Source organism: Brevibacillus sp. HB1.4B, from assembly GCF_013284285.1.
GTDB lineage: Bacteria > Bacillota > Bacilli > Brevibacillales > Brevibacillaceae > Brevibacillus > Brevibacillus porteri.
Genome location: NZ_JABSUT010000001.1, coordinates 113,334 through 135,337 on the forward strand (window position 1 = coordinate 113,334; position 22,004 = coordinate 135,337).

At 40.3% G+C, this 22,004-nt stretch carries 29 protein-coding genes and 1 pseudogene; 26 read left to right on the forward strand and 4 right to left on the reverse strand.

Annotated elements, in window-relative coordinates; genetic code table 11:
* Positions 1-88: 88 nt before the first annotated feature.
* From HP398_RS00615 to HP398_RS00665, 11 genes and pseudogenes are all read left to right on the forward strand, one after another.
* Positions 89-1,063: pseudogene (locus tag HP398_RS00615) on the forward strand (tyrosine-type recombinase/integrase).
* 250 nt (positions 1,064-1,313) lie between these two features.
* Entirely contained in the window at positions 1,314-1,850 is a 537-nt protein-coding gene (locus HP398_RS00620; protein WP_173621557.1) for a hypothetical protein, read from the forward strand.
* A gap of 55 nt (positions 1,851-1,905) precedes the next feature.
* Positions 1,906-2,433 carry a hypothetical protein gene (locus HP398_RS00625; RefSeq protein WP_173621558.1) on the forward strand — a complete coding sequence of 176 codons (528 nt, stop codon included), beginning with the start codon at positions 1,906-1,908 and terminating at the stop codon, positions 2,431-2,433.
* A gap of 784 nt (positions 2,434-3,217) precedes the next feature.
* Positions 3,218-3,832: a hypothetical protein gene (locus HP398_RS00630; protein WP_173621559.1), complete on the forward strand. Its 615-nt coding sequence runs from the start codon at positions 3,218-3,220 to the stop codon at positions 3,830-3,832.
* Positions 3,833-3,864: 32 nt separating this feature from the next.
* Positions 3,865-4,650 carry a hypothetical protein gene (locus tag HP398_RS00635; protein ID WP_173621560.1) on the forward strand — a complete coding sequence of 262 codons (786 nt, stop codon included), beginning with the start codon at positions 3,865-3,867 and terminating at the stop codon, positions 4,648-4,650.
* Between the two features lie 32 nt (positions 4,651-4,682).
* Positions 4,683-4,964 carry a hypothetical protein gene (locus tag HP398_RS00640; protein WP_173621561.1) on the forward strand — a complete coding sequence of 94 codons (282 nt, stop codon included), beginning with the start codon at positions 4,683-4,685 and terminating at the stop codon, positions 4,962-4,964.
* A 35-nt stretch (positions 4,965-4,999) separates the two neighbouring features.
* Complete coding sequence (locus tag HP398_RS00645; protein WP_173621562.1) at positions 5,000-5,290, forward strand: hypothetical protein; 291 nt, start codon at positions 5,000-5,002, stop codon at positions 5,288-5,290.
* Between the two features lie 37 nt (positions 5,291-5,327).
* Positions 5,328-5,993 (forward strand): GPW/gp25 family protein, encoded by a 666-nt coding sequence (locus tag HP398_RS00650; protein ID WP_173621563.1) that lies wholly within the window; start codon positions 5,328-5,330, stop codon positions 5,991-5,993.
* Positions 5,994-6,023: 30 nt separating this feature from the next.
* A complete protein-coding gene (locus HP398_RS00655) occupies positions 6,024-6,203 on the forward strand; it encodes a hypothetical protein (protein WP_173621564.1) in 180 nt (59 codons plus the stop codon).
* A gap of 1,032 nt (positions 6,204-7,235) precedes the next feature.
* The gene (locus tag HP398_RS00660; RefSeq protein WP_173621565.1) at positions 7,236-7,676 is read left to right on the forward strand and encodes a hypothetical protein; all 441 of its coding nucleotides are present in this window, start codon (positions 7,236-7,238) and stop codon (positions 7,674-7,676) included.
* Positions 7,677-8,023: 347 nt separating this feature from the next.
* On the forward strand, positions 8,024-8,191 hold the full coding sequence (locus HP398_RS00665; RefSeq protein WP_173621566.1) for a hypothetical protein: 168 nt from the start codon (positions 8,024-8,026) through the stop codon (positions 8,189-8,191).
* Between the two features lie 76 nt (positions 8,192-8,267).
* Here the strand turns inward: HP398_RS00665 and HP398_RS00670 are convergent, their stop codons facing one another.
* Positions 8,268-8,492 carry a helix-turn-helix domain-containing protein gene (locus HP398_RS00670; RefSeq protein ID WP_173621567.1) on the reverse strand — a complete coding sequence of 75 codons (225 nt, stop codon included), beginning with the start codon at positions 8,490-8,492 and terminating at the stop codon, positions 8,268-8,270.
* A gap of 803 nt (positions 8,493-9,295) precedes the next feature.
* Between HP398_RS00670 and HP398_RS00675 the strand changes: the two genes are divergently transcribed.
* The 4 genes from HP398_RS00675 (at position 9,296) to HP398_RS00690 (ending at position 12,373) form a co-directional block, all read left to right on the forward strand.
* Positions 9,296-10,300 carry a DUF4062 domain-containing protein gene (locus HP398_RS00675; protein WP_173621568.1) on the forward strand — a complete coding sequence of 335 codons (1,005 nt, stop codon included), beginning with the start codon at positions 9,296-9,298 and terminating at the stop codon, positions 10,298-10,300.
* A gap of 469 nt (positions 10,301-10,769) precedes the next feature.
* Positions 10,770-11,438 carry a hypothetical protein gene (locus HP398_RS00680; protein WP_173621569.1) on the forward strand — a complete coding sequence of 223 codons (669 nt, stop codon included), beginning with the start codon at positions 10,770-10,772 and terminating at the stop codon, positions 11,436-11,438.
* Between the two features lie 30 nt (positions 11,439-11,468).
* Positions 11,469-11,663 (forward strand): transcription initiation factor TFIIIB, encoded by a 195-nt coding sequence (locus HP398_RS00685; protein WP_173621570.1) that lies wholly within the window; start codon positions 11,469-11,471, stop codon positions 11,661-11,663.
* 23 nt (positions 11,664-11,686) lie between these two features.
* Positions 11,687-12,373 (forward strand): hypothetical protein, encoded by a 687-nt coding sequence (locus HP398_RS00690; protein WP_173621571.1) that lies wholly within the window; start codon positions 11,687-11,689, stop codon positions 12,371-12,373.
* A 97-nt stretch (positions 12,374-12,470) separates the two neighbouring features.
* On the opposite strand, the gene HP398_RS00695 is transcribed toward HP398_RS00690, so the two are convergent.
* Positions 12,471-12,908 (reverse strand): hypothetical protein, encoded by a 438-nt coding sequence (locus HP398_RS00695; RefSeq protein ID WP_173621572.1) that lies wholly within the window; start codon positions 12,906-12,908, stop codon positions 12,471-12,473.
* A gap of 117 nt (positions 12,909-13,025) precedes the next feature.
* Here HP398_RS00695 and HP398_RS00700 point away from each other — a divergent pair, with 117 nt between their 5' ends.
* The 3 genes from HP398_RS00700 (at position 13,026) to HP398_RS00710 (ending at position 15,018) form a co-directional block, all read left to right on the forward strand.
* On the forward strand, positions 13,026-13,475 hold the full coding sequence (locus HP398_RS00700; RefSeq protein WP_254475767.1) for a hypothetical protein: 450 nt from the start codon (positions 13,026-13,028) through the stop codon (positions 13,473-13,475).
* Positions 13,476-13,589: 114 nt separating this feature from the next.
* Positions 13,590-14,168, forward strand: a complete 579-nt coding sequence (locus HP398_RS00705) for a beta-class carbonic anhydrase (RefSeq protein WP_173621574.1) — start codon at positions 13,590-13,592, stop codon at positions 14,166-14,168.
* Entirely contained in the window at positions 14,161-15,018 is an 858-nt protein-coding gene (locus HP398_RS00710; protein WP_173621575.1) for a metallophosphoesterase, read from the forward strand. Before HP398_RS00705 ends, HP398_RS00710 begins: the two co-directional genes overlap by 8 nt.
* Before the next feature lie 7 nt (positions 15,019-15,025).
* Here HP398_RS00710 and HP398_RS00715 read toward each other — a convergent pair whose 3' ends face one another.
* The gene (locus HP398_RS00715; RefSeq protein ID WP_017248024.1) at positions 15,026-15,892 is read right to left on the reverse strand and encodes a LysR family transcriptional regulator; all 867 of its coding nucleotides are present in this window, start codon (positions 15,890-15,892) and stop codon (positions 15,026-15,028) included.
* A 100-nt stretch (positions 15,893-15,992) separates the two neighbouring features.
* On the opposite strand from HP398_RS00715, the gene HP398_RS00720 reads away from it, so the two are divergent.
* From HP398_RS00720 to HP398_RS00755, 8 genes are all read left to right on the forward strand, one after another.
* A complete protein-coding gene (locus HP398_RS00720) occupies positions 15,993-16,802 on the forward strand; it encodes a class I SAM-dependent methyltransferase (protein ID WP_173621576.1) in 810 nt (269 codons plus the stop codon).
* Positions 16,786-17,160, forward strand: a complete 375-nt coding sequence (locus HP398_RS00725; RefSeq protein WP_017248026.1) for a VOC family protein — start codon at positions 16,786-16,788, stop codon at positions 17,158-17,160. The genes HP398_RS00720 and HP398_RS00725 overlap by 17 nt, the downstream gene beginning before the upstream one ends.
* 2 nt (positions 17,161-17,162) lie before the next feature.
* On the forward strand, positions 17,163-17,966 hold the full coding sequence (locus HP398_RS00730; RefSeq protein ID WP_017248027.1) for a class I SAM-dependent methyltransferase: 804 nt from the start codon (positions 17,163-17,165) through the stop codon (positions 17,964-17,966).
* A 116-nt stretch (positions 17,967-18,082) separates the two neighbouring features.
* Positions 18,083-18,259 carry a DUF2759 family protein gene (locus HP398_RS00735; protein ID WP_017248028.1) on the forward strand — a complete coding sequence of 59 codons (177 nt, stop codon included), beginning with the start codon at positions 18,083-18,085 and terminating at the stop codon, positions 18,257-18,259.
* 111 nt (positions 18,260-18,370) lie between these two features.
* Positions 18,371-19,537, forward strand: a complete 1,167-nt coding sequence (steA, locus tag HP398_RS00740; protein WP_173621577.1) for a putative cytokinetic ring protein SteA — start codon at positions 18,371-18,373, stop codon at positions 19,535-19,537.
* A gap of 25 nt (positions 19,538-19,562) precedes the next feature.
* Positions 19,563-20,117, forward strand: a complete 555-nt coding sequence (locus HP398_RS00745; protein ID WP_017248031.1) for a copper transporter — start codon at positions 19,563-19,565, stop codon at positions 20,115-20,117.
* Positions 20,104-20,796 carry a glycosyltransferase family 2 protein gene (locus HP398_RS00750; RefSeq protein WP_017248032.1) on the forward strand — a complete coding sequence of 231 codons (693 nt, stop codon included), beginning with the start codon at positions 20,104-20,106 and terminating at the stop codon, positions 20,794-20,796. The genes HP398_RS00745 and HP398_RS00750 overlap by 14 nt, the downstream gene beginning before the upstream one ends.
* Positions 20,778-21,701: an MraY family glycosyltransferase gene (locus HP398_RS00755; RefSeq protein WP_371736689.1), complete on the forward strand. Its 924-nt coding sequence runs from the start codon at positions 20,778-20,780 to the stop codon at positions 21,699-21,701. The genes HP398_RS00750 and HP398_RS00755 overlap by 19 nt, the downstream gene beginning before the upstream one ends.
* On the opposite strand, the gene HP398_RS00760 is transcribed toward HP398_RS00755, so the two are convergent.
* Entirely contained in the window at positions 21,698-21,958 is a 261-nt protein-coding gene (locus tag HP398_RS00760; protein WP_007720834.1) for a DUF2627 domain-containing protein, read from the reverse strand. The genes HP398_RS00755 and HP398_RS00760 overlap by 4 nt on opposite strands.
* Between the last annotated feature and the right edge of the window lie 46 nt (positions 21,959-22,004).

The following is a 22,004-nucleotide window of genomic DNA, read 5'->3' on the forward strand; positions in this document are numbered from 1 at the left end:
TTCTTTTTAGAGGCGATTAGTTACCGAGAGTATGACCAACTAATTTTCCCTGTTTATTGGTTCAAAAAACCATGAACGGGGTGTTTTTATGACAGGACTGGATTTCCAAATTGACAGTTTTATGCTGTACTGCTCTTCAAAGAATTTAGCAAAAAAGACCATGGGGAGTTACGAGCAGACTTTAAAATTGTTTGCACAATATATGCAGCAAGAACACGGGATAGATGAGGTAGGACGAATTCAATCAGGTCATATCAGACACTATATTAAATTCATTCGGGAACGCGGCAAGTATACGGTAGCTGTTAGGGAATCCACAAAGCAAATCAACTATCCTGATAATCGGACAGATTATCAGAAGCCCGTATCTACAACCACAATTGCTAATTATGTTCGTAACATAAAGGTGTTCTTTAATTATCTCCACACGGTAGAACGCGAGATAAATAAGAATCCAATGGAAACTATTGAACGAATAAAAGCAGATAGAAAAATTAAACAAACTCTAACACCCGACGAACTCAAGAAACTGTTTAAGGCGTTTGATACCACCCGTTTCCACGAATACCGTAACGCGACGATAACTAAGTTGCTATATGACACAGGAATGAGGGGTGGTGAATGTTTAGCCATACTTCCAGAGCACTTAAATATTCCATATCGCTCAATACTCGTTACCAATCCAAAGAATAAGAAGGAACGCTATGTGTATTTTTCACCATCAATGGGGAATGAGTTAAAAAGATAGTTGCAATATAAAGACCGATATGTTGATTCGGTTTACATTTTCCCAACCAGCAGAGGTACAAGGTTAGAGATCAGAAATTTTGAGTATGCCTTACGCCAAACGAGCCAACGCATTGGTTTTCATGTGCATCCTCATCTATTAAGAAATAACTTTGCTAAATACTATCTTCTTAATGGAGGAGACTGGGTAAGCTTAAGTAGGATACTTGGTCACTCTTCAGTTGAGGTAACACAGAAATGTTACCTAGATTTTTCAGATGAAGAAATCGGGAAGAAGTATCAAAAGCACAGTCCACTTGCTCATTTAGATGATTAGTGATTATTGAACCAATACAAAAGGACATTAGCCCAACAAGGCGAGTGTCCTTTTGTATTGGTTGAAATCCTCCACAATGCCCATATTAACGCTTAAGTCCTTAGACATAAAAAAACTACAACTAAGCTCACAACACGGCCTATAAACGCCCACAGACAGTCTCAGAGCAATGTCGAATGATAAAGAAATATTTGGTATAATTGGAAGCGGGGATTTCGCAATAAAAGATGATTGTTATGAGGAGGTTAAAATGAATAATCGTTCTAATGCTTATGAGAAAATTGTAGATTTCTTAGCATCCAGTAAGAAGGCATTACTGTTAACAGGTACTCATCAGTATGAAAAACATCCACTGATTCTAAAGGCTATAAAAACAAATGTGGAGAAGCCATCTACAGTCTTATTCAGGGCGAATTCAATGAAAAATCTAGATGCTATTTTTAATACAAATAAACAATTCAAAACTGGGACAGCTTATAAGTTTGGTAATCATCAATTGTTCATCGACTCAATAAATCCAAGTTCTTGGAAGACAACAAAAAGGAAGTATGATTACGCAATATTGTATCCGTTTGATTCAACTATAAAGGGCAGCAGCTTTGAAAAGGTAATGGAGGATTTATACACAAGGAGAGACATTAACAAGATTTTCTTAGTTTCATGGACAGACAATGTAGGTTACGACTATAGGAAAATGAGCCAATTTTATGACGAACATGTCATTTTTGATGCTTTAGAGGAGAAGCCAGACTATCATCAAAGAGTACTAGATGTGATTTCAAGATAAAACGGTGATTTGATCAACATGCAACTGACATCTGATCGGAGAGAGGATGATTTCATTGCCAATTAGTTGGGATTGGGATGGGTTAGAGCCTAGCACAAGGCCAATTGAAAAAAGTGAACCATTATTTACAGAAGGTCAGAAGGTGTTCACTAAAGGCGGTCTTGAGGCAACCATTGATAAACAATACAGTAAGTACTCGGAGTTTACATATACTATTTCTTATGAGAAAAATGGTAGGAAATACGCAACAAATATAAAAGAGTCAAGTTTAAGCCTCCTGCCATTTGAGCCAGAGCCAGAAAAGCCTAAAAAGGATTATGAAGCAATTAGGAAGCGAGTTATTGAAAAGGCAGAAGAACAAAAGAAACGTGCTGATTTAATTGGGAGACTCGCTGAAGTAAAAGATCCAGAGTCACAATATTTCAAGCAGTGGGGATACATTTTCTTTCGAGAAGATAGTGTTTATAGTATTGAGTTCATTTCAATTATTGGTGTTGGTGTGTTTACAAGAGAACAACTAATGTTTCCACACAATAGAAGAAAGAAGAAGACAAAAGAGTATTTTTCAAGCTGGAAAACTTAATCCGATTAAAAACAAGATTTGATTGGGACGTGATGTGTAGCGAAAGTCATAATTAAGAAGCTTGGAACAGGTGTCTATGAGTTTGTTAATTGTCCCAAGTCTATCACAGACAAAATATTTGAAGGCACATTAGATTTGTCAGAGACCGCTATTAAAGCTAATGAGCCAGTACGCTGTCATGTGACATGGCTTGAGCGAATAAAAGAAGTATGTTCACAAGAAAATGTGCAACTTGAGATTGTTAATGAGTAGTTATACCAAATGAAAAGGTAAATTTGATTGAAAGAGTGGGATATCAAATAGTAAGGAAATTCAGTCCTCTAGTTATGAGGCTTTTAGTCTCACTAGTTTCAATTGTTAATTACTATGCGTTGTTATTATATTGCTACCTAATTAAACCCTTTGGATCTGTAATATTGTTAAGTACTTTAGTAATCCCAATCGTCTCAGTCGTGTTGGCTGCAACTACTTTCATTGTTCTACATCGTACTAAGGTCAAAGGACAGAGTACAATAACCACTTGGGTCAGTGTCATTCATATTCTAATTTTTCTGTTTGTAGTTTATTTCATTATCGATACGTTCATAAATCCTCATGGTATTTGGATTTATAAAACATCATAAAACAGCGATTTTATGAGAAAGGAAGGTGGAAAATGAAAGCAGATAGATGGTGGTGCAAGTACTTCATTTTTTCTCATATTCATTGTGAAAAATGCGAACTGGAGCGAAAGACAAAAGAGAAGAAATAACTTAATAAATATCGTTTTTATCGGAGGGTAATGATGTTAGGCATTAAACTAAAGTATTGGGTTGTAGTCCTCTTGGTACCCATAATTATTAATGTTTTGGTTGCAATTCCCAACCCATTAGCGATACAGGTGGATAGTGTTTGGATTGGCTTTTTTGGTAATTATGCAGGGGGTATAGTTGGAGCGTTCGTGGCTCTGTTGATTGCAAGAAAGCAGACAGAGATTGCTTTGGAACAGTTAAAGGATGAGAAGAGAAACAGAGACGAAGAAAAGATGAAGCAGCAACAATTAGAAGAAAAACAAAGAAAGGATACAATAAAAATAATTCATTTGTTTATTTATGAGGAAATCAAAACAAATATTGAAGAATTAAATCCCACTTTTTTAACTGCACTTCAAGAGTGGTCAATAGGAAAATTGAAAAACGACCACATGATTAATTTTGAGTTTGATTTTACTATTTACAATGAAAATAAGTATGATCTTGTGAGATATGATGATCCGAATATTGAGGAAGTAGTTGAAGTATATAGGATTTTTACTATGTTAGAGAAATACAAAAAGGTAAATGATATTTCAATAGACTTGGCAAGTTACTTTTTTGATGAATTAACGAGATGGAAAGAGTCTTTTAATATAAAACGGTAAAATTGGGATTGGTGGGAAGGGGATATGGAATTTTGAAGATTCTAGACTGCCATAATGTTAAATCTACATATGAGTCTGTTGAACAAATTACAGCAGTAAGTAAATCGAAAATCAAAGATTTTTTCGAAAAAGTGGGAAACTTGGAGTTGTACTATATAGATCATCCTCATTGTTCTAAGTCAGGAGATGAAGTGCTTTTTGAATTATTCCAGAAACAACATAATCCCGAACTTGTTTATGACGCCGTTTACTGGTTTCATCTTTCACGAACACGTTCAAGTGAAACTTTCAAAGAGGGTATAAAACCGTTAGGATTAATTCTAGAGGAAATATGGAGTTTTTTGTATTCCTTAATTGAGGTAGACTTTAGCGAAAGGGAATGGCTGAATTTTAAGAATGATATTATAACCAAACATGCTGGCAATGGCTCATTCTTATACAATCTCAAAACCACTGATGAATTTCATTGGGGGCCTTATGCTATGCTTGTCCATGAAATTGCCTATTGCTGCTCTAATGACTTAAAAAATCATGACTACCTAGAAATTCCTGAGGTCGTTGCAGATATCTGTAATACATTTGAAGATGTTCATGGTCGAAATCTAAGGGAATTATTCCTTAATAGTACTTCATCGTATGTAATCAAGTTCATCAGTCATGAGTCAGATATAGCGTACTTGAAATCGGCACTATATTATCTTTACAAGAAGTACTTCAATGAAGCACTTAACGGTGCTAACAATGCCAGTTTTGATGCTAAAGGCAGAGTCATTTTGCCTGATAGTATTGTCGATGTGATCAAAGTGGACTTCAAATAAAATGTTAATTTGAACGGGAAAGAATGAAAGTGATGGATAAAAAAGAGATTATTACTTTTGAGCACTTTATGGCAATGTATTACTGCAATAATAATGAAAAGCCAACTCAAGGTATACTTGAAAAATACAGTAGCTTTTATCGATCAATGGAAGATCAAGAAGTGGTAGATGAGCTTCTGATAGATTTGGCTTTGATCAAGACCGAAATATTTGACAATGAATTAAATGATATTTTAAAGCGATATGGTTTTGGAATTTCAATAAACGAATTTCGCCTATTAATTGATCCAATGCTTAGCGTGTTAAAAGAATAAAATGAGGGTTTCATTACACAATGCTGGAGGTAGACATGGCAAAGCAAGCCCCTTTCTATCGAATATTGATAGCCTCACCATCTGACCTACATAAAGAGAGAAAAGTGATACGCGATGCAATAAATACATGGAATACGCAAAACGCGGATATTTTTAATATTATTTTTCTTCCGACTATGTGGGAAACCAACACTGTTCCAACAATGGGAGATAGGCCTCAAGAAATAATCAATCAACAGATCGTGGATAAATCAGATTTGCTCTTGGGGGTGTTTTGGACTCGGATAGGCTCTCCTACAGGAAGTTGCAGAATCTGGAACTATTGAAGAGATTGAAAGGTTCATTGCAAGCGGTAAAAAGGTTATGATTTATTTCTCAAAACAACAAGTAAATCCTGAAGAACTAGATTTAATACAATATCAAAAACTGCGTGATTTTAAGAAAGTTTGTTATGGGCAAGGTCTAATGGGTGAATTCAAGTCACCAGAAGAGTTACAGCAAAATGTTAGCCAATTACTCAATACATTGGGACATGAGCTAAAGAAAGCAGAAATTCAAATTGTGGAGGACGCAGAAGAAAAAGGACTTTGGGAATTTGAATGGATTCCTAGTAAACCCTTTGTAAGTGAAAGTGTGTCGATTAAAAAAATTGATGAATATCCAACTGATTTTCATTTTGATCTTGAAGGATCAAGAGATATTGAATTTGAGGATGGGGATATAAAAATTGTAAAAGGATTTGATTGCTTTAAGCAACAATTAGTTAGGCTGCTAAATACTGAAAAAGACAAGTATGTAATTTACGAGGGAACCACATATGGATTGACTTATATGTTTAAGAGTGCTGAAAATAGATTAGAATTTGAGAGGATGTGTCAAATAAATATAAGGGATATAATGGAACAGTTTGATGGTTGGATTCGAGAAGTCCATTATATAAAGAAGTATGCTGATAAGCAGTACATTCAAATTGGCCTAGGACTCAAAGGTATCAATGAAATTGTGAAAATTGATGCGATTTTATTATAAAATGTGAGATTGATTATGGAGAGGATAGAAATGGCGAAGGCGTTAGTGAAAGACAATAAAGGATGGAGTTCTTCTTATGGTGATCTGTCAACTCAACTAGAAGTTGGAGAAATTGTTGACGTTTTATGGCAAGATGGCTGCTGTTTTAAAGTAATTTCGCAGAAGGGGGAGGAATTTACGTTAAACTCTTCTCGTTTCGAGCTGGTGTGACTATATGAAATATGACTTTGATTGAATTAGGGGTAGTTAATAAGTGAAACAGCTTTCCGATCGGTTGGTGTTATTATATTATTTGGTGATACTATGGTTACTAATACTTTTATCCAACTTCGTAATTCTCCCACTTGGACTAATGACTTTAAAACTATTTGAATTGATGAATAATATATAGTGTAGGAATCAGTCTATTCCCTTGTCTGTTATTGATCTATATTCTAATTCACATCTATAGTAAAAATATACACAAGCTTCCTGATAAAAATAGTATTTATAATCTATGTACAAATAATATTGAACTTCATTTGGGAAGCACTGGAGATCTCAAAACTGTATTCGCAGTGGTTTAACTAGCAAAAGACATTAATAAAAATATCTTCTTCGTAACTGATCATATTGAAGCAGATACATTAACCAAGCTAGCAAAAAAGAAAAGAGTAAAAATAGAAATCAATCAAGCTACATGGCTTCCAGTAGCATTGTATAGACCTAAATCTAAATTTTTCAAATGGAACTGCAAAAGCAAAAGATACGCAGCGTATGTGTATTTCTTGCACTATATTGATTAGGGAATTGTGATAATAACTGTTTTTAGTGTAGTATCTAAATTAACAGTAAAAGCAAGATCAGGCCTTCTTCAATATATAGATATGTCACAAGAGAAGAATTGGGCCACATAGAAGGTGCGTATACGAACAACGAAGTGCGAAAGATTTTAGTACGAGTTCTTTACTTATACGAGAGATTGGAATATAGCAAGGATTATATTGGTGAAATCAAAGATGCTTTAACGACAGATGGATTTGTTGGAGAAATTAAAAATCCACATCGTAAAATTTTTAGATAATAGACCAGCCAAAGACAGAATGGACTACTATATTCAACTATGCAAATCTAATGGTCATACACCAAAAGTCAATATAAATAAGGACAAAATGGAAAAGCGAATACGCAAACTGATCAAGACTGACGGGGAAAGTCAAGATATTTAAATCAAAGATTTAGTTTTATGAGGAGAGGGCTTTCTTGGATAGAACTGTGAAAGTGATACCTGCTGAGATGAATTTTTCATATTGCTTAAGCAAGTACGATTGCTACCGTAAACGTACAGGAAAATGCTCATTGTTACTATCTGAGGAAGAGTATCAAAAAGAATTGCTTAGGGAGGGACACGATAAGTGGTACTACGATGATGGTTCAGTAAGAAAGTGTGTAGAACTAAAAGATAGTTTACTTCAGTTCGGCAACACATCGGAAATTCGGATATGCAGGTTTGCATGTGGACATTGGGGCATTACAGATGGTCAACACAGACTTTGTATTTATAAAACTGCTAATTTAGGCAAGCTTGAGGTTACACGAACTGGTGATTGGGATGTCGAATGTAGAGTATGCTACTTCAAGAAAAAAAGTATCAAATTTAGAATGAGGTCATGGTTTGATAAAGAAGACGAGTTTGTGAGATGAACATTATAAAATGAACAATCGATCAGAAGACTTTGCCAAAAAGAGCGAAGTCTTTTTTGCTTGCATAAAAAGATCGTACGTTTCATAATGGACAAGAATATATGTTCTTGTCTAGGGGTATATAAAGCGATAGCATGTCGATAATGAATAGTACCTTGTTGTTCTCCACTCGTATTTACGGGAGGTTTTTTAATTTACGATAATGATTTACCAAAACTTTCTCCGCTTTTAGTTATTATTTATCTGATATGTTAACCTTGGCACTCGGAAATAATGATTAACATGGTTATTCACTTTAGGGAGGGAAATATGATGGATGAAATAATTATTGATGGGGATGTGTTCATATGAATGAAAAAGAAATAATGGGAGGAATCGATCTCAATCAAAAAGTTACACAAAAACAAGCACTGTTATATAAAAATATTATTATTATAGAAAAGAACAAGCCTAATCCAAGAATAATAGCAGAAGCCTTGAAAGTATTGTACGATCAAGGGGTCAGAGTAAAGTAAACTCTGACCCCTTTGATGGTTATTTGAAAAGGTAATATTTGATCCTCATCACACCGTAAAAATGAAAAGTGACCGCCTATGAGCGGTCATTTTCATTAAGGCCAAGCAATTCATCTGATGAGACTTTGAACTGTTGGCAAATCTCAAAAAGAATCTCTAAGGAAGTAGCTCTATACCCTGTTTCTATGCCGCTCACAGTCTGCTTTGTAATTCCTAACCTCTCTCCAAATTCCTGTTGATTAAGTCCTGATGACAATCTTACTCCCTTTACTCTTTCACCAAAAACTTTTTTATCAAGCATTTTTAAATTCTCCTATTGACAGCACGCTTTAGGCGTACTGATATAGTGATAATCAGTTATACGCTTTAAGCGTACCTATACTCTAATAATACCACTCACTAACGGAAATCTCCACTTATTTCTGCTACTTTCCTATTGTCATTTTCAATATAAGGAGGCTTAACACTATGAATCTCCTACGTCATTAATCCCAAGTGAATGCCATGATAGGCAGTAAAGTCTGTGTCTAGATTACTCGACGATTTCATGAGCGTGTACTGCGAAAAGATAAAACGGATTGTACATCAAGTTGAAAGGTGTGAGCGTTTCGGTCAGACCTGATACAAACACATTGAATGTTATTTATTTCGTTGCTAGTGAGCCAAAGAAAGCGTAATCAGTTGTATTGAGGGATAGCGAACAGGTCATCTCGATCAAACCTCAACAATCATATGAGCAAGTTGAGCTGGAGATACAAGACAAACATATCGTGAAACAAGAGGTCATGGATCAACTGGAAGTAACAACTATTTACCTGTATCGTTATGATTTTGATGATTCAAAAAATACCTTCAAATGGGACTTAATAAGATTCGTAAGTAATACAATTTTAACTGCCACTATCCAAGTATAGTGGTTTTTTATTTGTAACATCTATTTTCATACTTGATTCACTTAATTAACTATAAGGATTTACATGAAAGAGTAATAAAGATTTACTTTAGGTGTCACAGGTATGAAATGCTTTTTTAGTCTTGTTAAATCTGATTCTTATGCCCCAATTATGGTACAATATTTGGAAATGGATTATAGGGGCGTATGGCATGAATAAGAAGTTACAAGTGTTTATTTCATCAACTTTCAAGGACTTGCAGGACGAGCGCCAAGCAGCAGTTGAAGCTATTTTAAGTGCTGGGCATATTCCAGCAGGTATGGAGCTATTCAAAGCTGGCAATGACTCTCAGCTAGACGTAATCAAGCGTTGGATTGATGAGTCTGATGTGTATATGCTAATTCTTGGTGGTCGTTATGGATCAATTGAGAAAAAGAGTGGTAAGAGCTATACTCATCTAGAATATGAGTATGCTGTTGATAAAGGCATCCCAGTCTTTGCCGTTGTAATGAATAAATCTGCTTTGGATGAAAAGTTAAAAGAAATGTCATCAGAAGCAATAGAAGTGGACAATCCTGATAAATACAAGAAATTTAAAGTGCAGGCTACTAGTAGAATGAGTAGTTTCTTTGATGATACGAAGGACATTAAGATTGCCATCTATGAGTCTTTGAGGGAAATAGAATTAAGATACAAACTGCATGGTTGGATATCTGGAAAAGAAATGCCTGAAGTGAGTGGCTTGAATGAGGAAATCATTAAGCTACAAAAAGAAAACTTGGAACTATTTAAGGAGAATCAAAAGTTAAAGGAGGCAAACGGCAAGTTAGCTGAAAAGCAAAAAGATAAAACAGAGTTTAATGGCTTAACTTATAAGGAATTGAAAGCTCTACTTAAACTTGAAACAGTAACTTTACCTCAGAATGTATTTACAATAGAATCAACGCTCAGTTTATTGGATTTTTTTATAAAACATTCTTCAAGATTGGCAAATGGTGTAACCAACAATACAAGTGCACATGCACAAAGCAAGTATATTTTTGCTTATGTAGTACCAAAATACATGCAATATGGGCTAATGGAAAAGGTTAAGGCAACAGGAGGAAAATATGATAAAATACATACTTCAAAGTCAGGCCATAAATTTTTAGCAATGTTACAGAAAGAAATCCAATTGAGTTCTTCAAATGATGAAACAGCAGCTACAGAAGAATAATGGATTACACTAGGGACTTGTGGCTAATGGTCACAGGTCTTTTTTATTCAAAAGAAAAAGGTGCAGCGTATGGCACCTAATAAGGAATCCTCTAATCCTTTTTTATCATGAGAAGCAATGAAATTGCAGATATAATAAATCCGCTAATACCAAATGAGCCTATCATGCGATGATCAATAATACTACTGCCTATATAATAGAATGTGATTAGAATCGAACAGAGAATCAAAAGTCCAATAATAAGTGCTTTATTACTGTTTAATTTTTGAAATTCAAAATTGGTTCTTTGTTCAGGCAGGTTTAATTTCTCAAGGTCGTCTGACATTCAATGAGATTATTACGATTCGGATAGCAGTCATCTTTGTTCCCTTCGACTTCTCTTGCTGACAGATAATCATCGCGTGAAAAAAATGGAGCATTTTGTAACGAGATAGCCATTTGCGAAAAAACAAATCTATTGGAGGCTGTTTTGAAAATCCAATTCCTTCAAAAAGAAATCTGGTTACAGAATAAAAAGTACATTGTTCTAACTCCTGTATTTCGTACGAAAGATATATTCGCATGTGAATTTGAGAAGGACATGTTTATGATTTTTGGTAATCAACAATCGTTGCAGTATTTAGCTTGTGTTCTTCTTATAGGTTCAAATCACAGAGATAAGATCATTCATGTAACAAATTCGGAAAAAGACTTACCTATACACTTGCATAGATTTTCACATACGAAAAAGAATAATGAACTTGTTTTCCTTCATCATTCCCTACACCTTAATACGCATCAGTGGAAAGAGCTAAGACAGAAAGCACATCAGCAAAAGGGAAGAGTTAGAAGTTTTGAAGTGAATCCAAGAATATTTTCTGATTTAGACTATGATGATTATTTAATGTTCCATTATAAGGAAAATAAAGATAAGATATTGATGAAGCGAGATTATAACACTCTTTTTATAATAGGGAGCAAAATAGTATTTGAATACGCTTCTGGTTCTTTTGAGCCACTTTCAAGAACGGGTGCAGGTTCGTTTCTTAGGAGTTTCGGTCATGATCACTATCATTTAGATCTATTTACGCGAAACAATCAAGGTCTTTGTGTTGATTACTATGACAAAGCATTGTGGAATGAACATTTAAAAGATTAATGAAATATCAAAAGAATAGCGAGGTATAAAATGGAAAATCAAATAGAACAATGCCCGAAATGTGGAGGTAATGAGATTGGAAAAGGGAGGCAAGCTGGAGATGCGGCAGTGTTTCCTTTAGGCAAGATTATCCCTCTTGGTTCTGCCATCATTCATAGAATCTGTACGAATTGTGGTTATGTTATCGAGAGTTATGTTGAAAACCCCTCTAAATATAAAAGTTAAAATGATCTTGGAGATAATGAAAAATGAGCAAACTATTGTCCTATAAAGAAATTCATATTCGTTCTTCTACATCACCAATTGCGTATAAGCAGGCTGGTTATCGTCAAAGGTTTCTAACCATTGAGGGAAAAGAGATCGCCAATACAGGTATAGATTGTGAAACCTGTCTTTTTTATGCCAGCGCTTCAGGAATGGATATGAAAAGCGCAACAAAAATATCCAACAGATTAAATCAAGGGATAAATTCACTAGACCAAGAGTTCCTGTCTGATTTATCCTGTCTCATTCCCAATGGTCATTACATTGCAACTTTGCTGAAGGTGTATCCTAGGCTGAAAAGAGAGGCACATGGGACTGAGTACTATAAGGCTGGGCTAAGGAATATTAGCAGTATGAGGAAAATTGAAGAATATATAGTACCCATTCAATCCAGTGAATCATTAAATCCTATAGCAATTAATGATTACAAAGACAGGGTGAATGTAAAAGAAACCCCTACAGCGTTGAGCATTTCTTTCCTAGATATAAAATATCCGTTGAATCATTTTGATGAGATATGGGTTTATAGTCATTTTATATTGGATGGTCATCACAAAATGTTTGCGGCAGATAAAGCCCAAAAACCAATTACCCTATTATCCTTTTTATCGATTGATGAGTCATTCGCAAATAAGGAACAATTAGAAAAGCTTTTCCAAGTTTTAACCTGATGAATTGGCTGTTTTGTCGGTACAAGAAATAAGCCAAGGTATTTTAACCCTGACTTTAATCATCAATATACCATTTTACTAGATAGAATTACAGAGGTCACTTAGCTGTTTCTTTAGTTGGTGTAGTAGGTGTTTGTTCGGGGCTTGCAGCGGGTGCGTTTCTATATTCAAATACCATTTCGGAAGTACTACTTAATCCGGTTTGTTCCATGCCTTTACTCGTCAAGGCAATTCTCCCAAATGCCGTAATAGTGGAAGGAATCCTTCCATCTGGTTTGATAATGGTCACAGAAACGGAGTTAATCTCCTCTTTCTTGTCTTTCGCTAAGGTCCGAGTATTTTCCACTAAAGCGCGCAATTCCTTTTCATCATTTGATTCTGTCGCTAAAGCAACCATCCACATTCCGGTGCTTTCGTCAAACCGGTCAATGGCTAATACATATGCAGGTAGCGGCACTTCTGGTGTGCTTGCCGTTTCACTACAGGCTGGAAGGATTAGTGCTAGAGCAAGTATGAAGGCTAGTCTAAATTTCAATCTGCAACTCTCCTAATTCTGTTTTTAATCATTTTACCAAATTTGGGGTATTTTTACTATAACTAAAAAAGTACTCTTTCCGGAGGAACTGAATCCATGTGCCTAGAATTATTCGTCATGATAAGAGAAACACCAGGAATTGAGCCTAATCCGATAGTCTCTCCTTATGTTTTGACAGGCAAACTGTCACGGGAAAAAAGCCCTGATTTATTCAAGTATTTTCCGCAAAAACAGGCGTGGCTGGTGACAACTGAAGAGGGTTGCGCTTGCAGGTTTAGCATTTCCAAGCATCCTGATAAAGTAAAACTAGGGATGTACCCAGAAGAGGAGAGACCTCGTCATTATCAAAGATACGTAGAGGACTATCAAAAAAGCATGACCAGAATGATGCATCTACGTGCTTGGTGCGAGGAGCTACTTGATCACGACAAGACGCAGGTTGAACTGTATGGTCTATGGATAGGTGAGAAATTCACGAAAAGAGAACCAATTTACTCGACGATTGAGAACCTCTTTTCACCAGAAAAATTTCGTTTAGACGAGCAACATTACATCCTGAAAAAATGAACCACTTGATAAGAAACTGCCACAGTCACTTGCGAGATTTTGATTCTCCTATGTAAAATAGAAAAGCATACGATACAAATACATACTACAAAGAGCGAGGCAGGTGCTGTGAAAGTGCGTAATTTAGATGAAATTCTCGCATTTAACCGTGAATTTGTGGCGAACCAAGAATATGAAAAGTACCAAACCACCAAGTTTCCTGATAAACGATTGGTCGTGCTATCTTGTATGGATACCCGTTTGGTTGAACTGCTGCCGAAAGCCATGAACATGCGCAATGGAGATATCAAGCACGTAAAAAGCGCCGGGGCAATCGTGTCCCATCCTTTTGGGAGTATCATGCGTAGTATTCTGATTGCGATCTACGAATTGAATGCCGAAGAAGTGATGGTCGTCGGGCATTATGACTGCGGGATGAGTGCGATAGACAGCAAACGCACGATGGAGAAGATGCTGGAGCGAGGAGTCTCGGCTCAAACGTTTTCCACGCTTCAACATGCAGGGATTAACTTACATAAATGGTTGCACGGATTCGATCGTGTAGAAGAAAGTGTGAAAAATAGCGTAGAAACGATTAAAAATCACCCACTCCTCCCACCTAATGTGGAGGTGCATGGCTTACTCATTGACCCGGTGACGGGAAGATTGGACGTTGTCGTGAATGGGTATGAGCGAATGAAAGACAGTGAATGATCCTAACCTTGCCCCCATTTCAAGAAAATCATTTCTCCACAAAGTCACGAAATGGGTAGGTGGATTGATTGGTCTCGGTGTAGCGACTGGCGTGTACGGTCATGTATGGGAACGGAAAGCACTTGATATCGTGCGATTGTCCATCACGATACCGGGATTGCCAGAAAGCTTTAAAGGGACAAAGCTCATTCAATTCAGTGATGTCCATCTCGGCCATTATTTTGAACCGAAAGAGTTAGAGTCGGTTATTGCCTTGATTCAGAGCGAAAAACCGGATTTGATTTGTTTCACTGGGGATATCGTAGATGAAGTGACGCGGCCTCTATTCGCCGCCGTTCCCCTTTTCAATCAGCTCCTAGCCCCATTAGGCAAATTCGCCGTTTTAGGCAACCACGATTATCGAGCTGGTGAACAACAAAAAGTTCGAGATGGCTTAGTCGCTTCTGGATTCGATGTGTTGGATAATCGGCACGTTGTCGTGCACAAAGATGGCCAGCAGTTATACATGGCGGGGGTCGATGATGTTTTCTATGGCGTACCTGATCTTCCGCGGGCGTTGGAAAATATCCCGCCGGAGGGCAGCGTGATCTTGTTGGTGCACGAGCCTGATTTTGCTGATATTGCGTCAGAGCATCCCGTGCATCTCCAACTGTCCGGCCACAGCCATGGCGGACAAGTGCGCTTGCCCTTCATTGGTCATCTCTTGGCGCCGCAATACGGGCGTAAATATGTACAAGGACTGTATCAGGTAGGTGGCATGGCTGTGTACACCAACAGAGGATTGGGTACGACGATCTTGCCTGTTCGTTTATTTTGCCGCCCGGAGCTTACGGTACTAACCCTACAGTAAACTCTTGTTAATAATGTTCCTTGATCCATTGGACGAATTGCTGGAAAGCATCGTCCTCTTTTTTTGGATGCAGGTAGGCGATGAGCGTGGGGCGTACTAATTCGCCGTTTGCGATATCGTAGGCGACCAATCTTCCGGTCGCTAGCTCTTGTTGTATGGTTCTTTCCGGAAGGATCGTGATCCCTAGCTGACGTTCGACCATTTTTTTAACAGCATTGAAACTGTCCAATTCCATAATAATATTCGGAAAAACTCCCTGCTGCGCCAGATAGCGGTCAATCCGTTGGCGATAAGGAGCAGTGTGATTCCCGAACACAATCATTTCCTCGGTTCCCCATGCCTGAAAACCAGGAAACCCGTTTGCCCAAGGATGACTTGGTGCCATGACGAGCAGGAGGCGATCGCTGGGAAGGAATTCTTGATGGATATGTGGGTGATACATTTCACTCCCGAGAAAGGCAATATCGGCCGTTCCGGTTAGCAGAGCGCTGAGGGATTCCTCGTACAACGTAGAGCGGACGTAGCAGGTAAAGCCCGGATGAGCAATCCGGTACTCCCCGATCAGCCTCGGCAGTTCATAGGCGACAAAAGCTTTTCCTGCGACGATGTTCATCGATTGGCGCTGTTCTTTCTCTTGGATAAAGGAGCGCATTTGCTCCACGATATTTGTAGCCACTGGTAGTAACCGACGTCCTTCGCCTGTAAGACTCACTCCTGAGGCAGTACGAACAAAAAGCGCACTTCCAACCTGGCGCTCTAACTGCTTCAATCGGTGCGTCAATGTTGATTGCGCCAAAAATAATGCCTGTGCAGCGCGATTAATCGATCCATGACGAGCAATCGTCAAAAATACCTCAAGACTTTCTCGATCCATTGTGAGTTGCCTCCTATTCAAATTCTTGATAACTAGTTATCTGTATTCTATAACAAAGATGACAAACATTGGAATATGATGTAGGCAGGAGGTGTTCCCGATGAAGAATGAGGAGATCAAACAAGCTGTACAAGCGCAATTTGGAAAAAATGCCGAGCAATACGTGCAAAGCAAGACGCATGCAAAGGGTAGCGACCTGGAACTGATGGTGGAGTGGATGCAGCCAGCAGAGAAGTGGCGGGCACTGGATATAGCCACAGGAGGTGGGCACGTAGCGAGGACATTGGCTCCACATGTGAGCTTGGTCGTCGCCACGGATTTGACTCGCCCGATGCTCATGGCGGCGGCTGCGGCCAATGATACAGCACTTGTTCATAATGTGATGTATGTTCAGGCTGATGCAGAATCTCTTCCTTTTCTCGATGAATCATTTGAGATCGTCACATGCCGAATCGCAGCTCATCATTTTCCAGATCCGGCGGCTTTTGTTCGTGAGGTGAGTCGCGTGCTGTCCCCTGGTGGGTTGTTTCTCTTCATCGACAATGTTTCGCCTGAGGAGTCGTCACTCTCGGCATTCATAAATGAAGTAGAGAAAACACGCGATCCCAGTCATGTTCGCTGTCTTTCTGTAAGTGAATGGCGCGCTTTGTTTGAAGCGAACGGCTTGAATCCACAAAAGCAGCAGGAACGCAAAAAAAGGTTTGAGTTTTTACCATGGGTTCAGCGTACTTCCGAATCAGTTGAGCAGGAGGCGGACGTCGAAAAACTGCTGCTAAACGCTACAGACGAACAAAAGGAATATCTCGGGCTTACCACAAAGGAAGGCAAAGTAATGACCCATCAGATTGACGAATGGATGGTTCTGTGTAAAAAAAGAGGAGGAAATGAAGACGATGACAACAAAGCATGAATGGATTGGGCTCGATCATGTACAATTAGCAGCACCAGGAGGAACGGAGGACGTAGCCCGCAAGTTTTTCGGTGAGCTTTTGGGAATGCCGGAGGTTCCAAAGCCAGAGAAGCTTCTCGTACGAGGTGGTGTATGGTTTCAATGTGGCGCTCAAATGATTCATATTGGCGTAGAGGAAGGATTCATTCCCGCGAAAAAAGCACATCCGGCGTTCCTTGTGCAAAACATTGGTTCGTTGATGGAGCATCTGCAAGCAAATGGGGTATCGTTTCGGATTGACGAAGAAATTCCTCACCTTATCCGCTTTTTCACAGAGGACCCATTTGGAAACCGACTGGAGTTCATGGAGGCGAAATAGGAATGACCATTGATTTTCATGCAGAGAAAAACCAGTTGAGCTATACGGGAAGAACCGCTGACGATTCGTGGAGTCAGACGATCCTGTCACTCGTCAATCCTGTGGGAAAAAACGTCGTAGACATCGGTTGTGGTGGTGGAATTTACAGCAAGGCTTGGTCTAGGTTAGGAGCTGCTTCTGTCACAGGGATTGACTTTTCCCAGGTGATGGTAGATGCGGCGAGAGAGCAATGCGCTGACGATCCGAAGATTTCGTTTGCACAGGGCGATGCCCGCGCAACAGGCTTACCGAGTCAGTGTGCGGATATTGTATTCGCTCGCGCCTTGATCCATCATTTCCCGGAGCAAGACTTGCAGAAGTTTTTTAAGGAAGTCATTAGGCTCTTGGCACCGGGGGGAATTTGCTTCATACAAGACAGGACGATAGACGATGTCAAAATGCCAGCATCGCCAACTCATTTTCGCGGTTATTTTTTTACCCGGTACCCGCGCTTACTCACGATCGAACAGAGACGAAGACCGGATGATACAGCGGTGCAGAACACCATGAAACTCGCGGGGCTTAAACAGGTGAACAAGACAACCCTATGGGAGACAAGGCGTGAATACGATAGCTGGTCTGAATTGGAAGCTGACTTGCTTTCAAGAAAAGGCCGCTCCATTCTGCATGAATTGACCGATGCGGAACTGAAGGACCTCATTCACACCATCCATGATCACGTAGCCGGGCAAGAAAAATGGAATGAGCAAGATTGCTGGAGTATATGGATAGGCAACGCAACATGTGGCACAATAAAAGGGGAATAATTGTGAAACTTTTTGTTCACAAATTTGGATATGCTTGTCTCATAATACGTGAAGCTATATAATGGAATTGCCATTGTATTCCGGTTTGCGTCATCATGGTGAAGGAGTTGTCGTTTATGAAACTAGTTTTATTTGACATCCTGATGTTTATCTTCACATTCTTTATTGCTTGGGGCTGTTTGAGTTCCATCAAAGCGAAAAACACATTTGCAATCTTATTTGGCTTTGTATCTTTGATGGTTTTCCTGTTCGCAGATGGTTTGATCATTTACTACCTGGTCAAGGGTGCGTAGATGAAACTGAAAACGCTTCGCTTAAAAAGAGGTTGTGCATTTGATGCACGGCTTCTTTTTTTTGCATGTAGGAAGGAAATATTTAGCATACTAAAGGCGGAGGTGGAAAACGTGGGCAAACGAAAAAGTTCTGTAGCACATTCATACACGGCTGTCGTAGCAGCTGATCTGAAGACGAAGCAGTTGTGCAAACGTCTCCACTCCCATCATATCGCCATCATTGATCATCCGGATGTTGATGAGATAGCAGCACAGTCCTTGCTGGAAAGAGGGGTAAAAGTTGTCCTCAACCTTTCACCATTCATGACGGGGCAATACCCGGCTGAAGGAGCTCGTCAACTTTTAACAAACGGTGTCACACTCTATGAGGTACTGGATGGAGATGTGTCGGATTCGTTCGTGGAATGGGTCGAGGGCAAGTATGCAACGATACGTGAAGAAAATCTGTACATCCTATTGGAAGAGAAGTGGGTCCATGTATGTAGGCTGCAGCAGGTGACGGTTCCAGCTATTTTGAACCGATGGCATGAAGCGCACGATAAGTTGGATGACACGCTCTCATCGTTTATTGACAATACACTTTTGTACGCCAGCAAGGAAAAAGACCTATTTTTGAAACCAATTTGCCATGTGCGATTACATACAAAAATGGAACAGCGACACGTCGTTGCCGTCGTTCGCGGGAAACATTACAGAGAGGATTTACTGACGCTGTCTTCCTACATTCGCGAATATCGACCTGTTTTGATTGGTGTCGATGGCGGTGCAGATGCCCTCATGGAAGCAGGGTATCGTCCAGACCTGATAGTGGGAGATATGGACAGCGTCTCGGACAGAGCGCTCCAAAGCGGAGCGGAGATCGTCGTACATGCTTTTGTGGATGGGACAGCACCTGGAACGATTCGCGTAAAAGCACTCGGTTTGCCTTTTCATGTGTTGCCAGCGCCTGGTACGAGCGAAGATGTGGCGATGCTGTTAGCGTACGAAAACGAGGCTGAACTGATCGTTACGATCGGTGCCCATACCAATATGATTGATTTTCTGGAAAAAGGCCGCAAAGGTATGGCGAGCACGTTATTGGTACGCACGAAGATCGGGACAAAGCTAATTGATGCCAAAGGAGTCAGTCATCTCTATCGGCCGAGCGAGTCATGGAAGCTGTGGGGGTGGTGTATAGTCGCTATGCTTCTCCCTGTTTCAGCCGCGCTCGTCATTAATCCGATCACCCGTCATGCTGTCCAGATGATTTGGACCCAGTGGCGGACTTGGACTTTATGAACAACGCATTTTCATGGAGGTATACATGATACCCTTCCGCTATCATTTGATTTCACTGGCTGCCATATTTGTCGCGCTTGGGGTAGGTATCTTGTTAGGAGGGATGGCAGGCCATTCATGGATAACGCAAGGAACAAATGGCATTCTTTCCAATATGGAAGCAAAGTACGATCGCGCTCTCAAAAGCAACCATGAATTAAGGCAGCAAATGAATCGATTGCTCAAGGAAGTTGCACACAGCAACCAAGAAGTCGTCCAACTCATGAGCATACGCTATGTGGATGAACTGGCAGGAAGCAAGGTGTATGTTTGGCAGGAGGATGGCAACGTTGCTGAACAGATTAAGCAACTGATGCATTCGGTAGGAATGGAAGTGGTTTCGTATCGCGAGGGAAACAAGTGGGAAGATGGGGTGCTTTTGGTGGTAGCAAGGCAAGCCCCGCTTTGGCTACGGGAAAAACAGGCGAATTCCTGGATTCAGGTCGTAGAAGTGCCTGACTCTCCTGCAAAACAATGGGCACTTTTGGAGCAAGTGCAAAATAGATTGGCTGAGAGGAAGGGCTCGCGTGAAAAAAGTTAGCGTCGTCATCCCGGCGTTCAACGAACAGGCTTCTATCGGTGATACACTCCGTGCCATCCGTGAACGCTTTTTTTGTGATGAACTGATCGTCGTTGATGATGGTAGTAAAGATGAGACTGCACACATCGCAAGCAAGTGGGCGGATATGGTGATTCGAGCGCCGCGCAATCAAGGGAAAGGTGCAGCTGTTCAACTGGGCTGGAAGTGCGCCAGTGGGGATGTGGTCATGCTTCTCGACGGTGATTTGCGAGACAGCGCAGCAGAAGCTGCACATTTAGTTACGCCGGTGCTACAAGATGTCTGTGATATGGCGGTAGCTGTTCTTCCACCTCCGCAAGTGAAAGCAGGGCTCGGATTAGCAAAAGGCTTGGCCCATCATGGCATTCGGATGTTGACAGGCTTTGAAGCAAAAGCCCCTTTATCGGGACAACGGGCAATACGTCGCGAGCTTCTTAACCGATTGGGGAGCCAGGATAAAGGATTCGGCATAGAGGTGGGGCTCACTGTCGATGCTTTGCGGGCAGGGTATCGTGTAGCAGAGGTGCCTGTCTTTTTTTCGCACCGTGAAACGAAAAACGATTGGGCAGGCTTCTGTCATCGAGGGAAAGAGTTTGTCGCGATTAGTCGAACGCTATGCTGGAAATGGTGGGAGGGGCATGAGTGGAAACGAAAAACATGATGCTTATGATGCTTGTCGCGGTCGTTTTTCCGCTGGTGCTTGACCGCCCGCTGCATAAAATCGGTATACAAAAGCTTAATGCCATGGGGATGAATCGATTCAATTACGATAGAGAGCCAGTACTGACAGCAGGGGGTCTTATCCTCGTATGTTCGAGCGCTATAACCGGGATCGTGCTAATCGGATTCCTTTTGCTCAGAGGGGCCAAAAGCGAGCTTCTCCTGCCCGGCTTTTTATTTCTAACAGGTATGATCACAATGGCCTTTTGGGGGTGGCGTGACGATCGCGCATCAGATCGGGATGCAAAAGGCTTTCGTGGACATTTCGGCGTGTTATGGAGAGAGAGGCGAATGACCAGTGGCATGTGGAAGCTGATAGGTGGGACAAGCACGGCTTTTTGTCTTTCCTTCTCTCTTTCGAATTCGTTGTGGGCAGGTATTGTTTCCTTTGGTTTACTTGCTCTCGCCCCCAACATCATTAACTTGTTTGATTTGCGGCCTGCAAGGGCGATCAAAGTGTTTTGGGGCCTGACAGCAATTGCAGGGGCCTTTGGCATTTGGACAATAGGAGCCGGTACGGCGATGGCAAACTGGATTTTTTTGATGCCTATCTTCGTGGCGAGTATGCTCATGTTTCCTCATGACGCTGGCGGCAAAATCATGCTCGGAGATACAGGGGCGAATGCCTTGGGCTTTGCAGTAGGCTTTTCCTTGGTCATCGGGACACCGATTTATGTACAGGCGAGTATGCTCGTGCTTTTCTTGTGTCTTCAGGTTACGTCAGAATTTTGCTCGTTTTCCCGTGTGATTGAACAGGTTGGTTGGCTCAGACGACTCGATCAATGGGGGAGAGCTGCAGAAGCTGAAAATAAAAAAAACCAGACTGGCTCGTCCGGTTTGGTCTAGTCCTCGTCATCAGGTTCAGGAACCATGAAACGGGGCTGTACGCGATTTTTTTTGCGCTCGTGATGGAGAATAAATCCGGCAATAAACCATACAGGGATGGCGAAAGCCAGTATCCCTAGAATGAGTTTTCCCCATAAAAATCCAACATCCGGAGAGGCAGAATAGAAGAATGCGTCACGAATTAACTTGATTCCGTACATGGCGATTGCCGCCGGGATTACCATAATTAAGAGTGCAATGATTTTCTGAAAAACCAAGGGTTTTTCACCCCTTTCTCAAATGCGTAAACGACTTCACCAACTA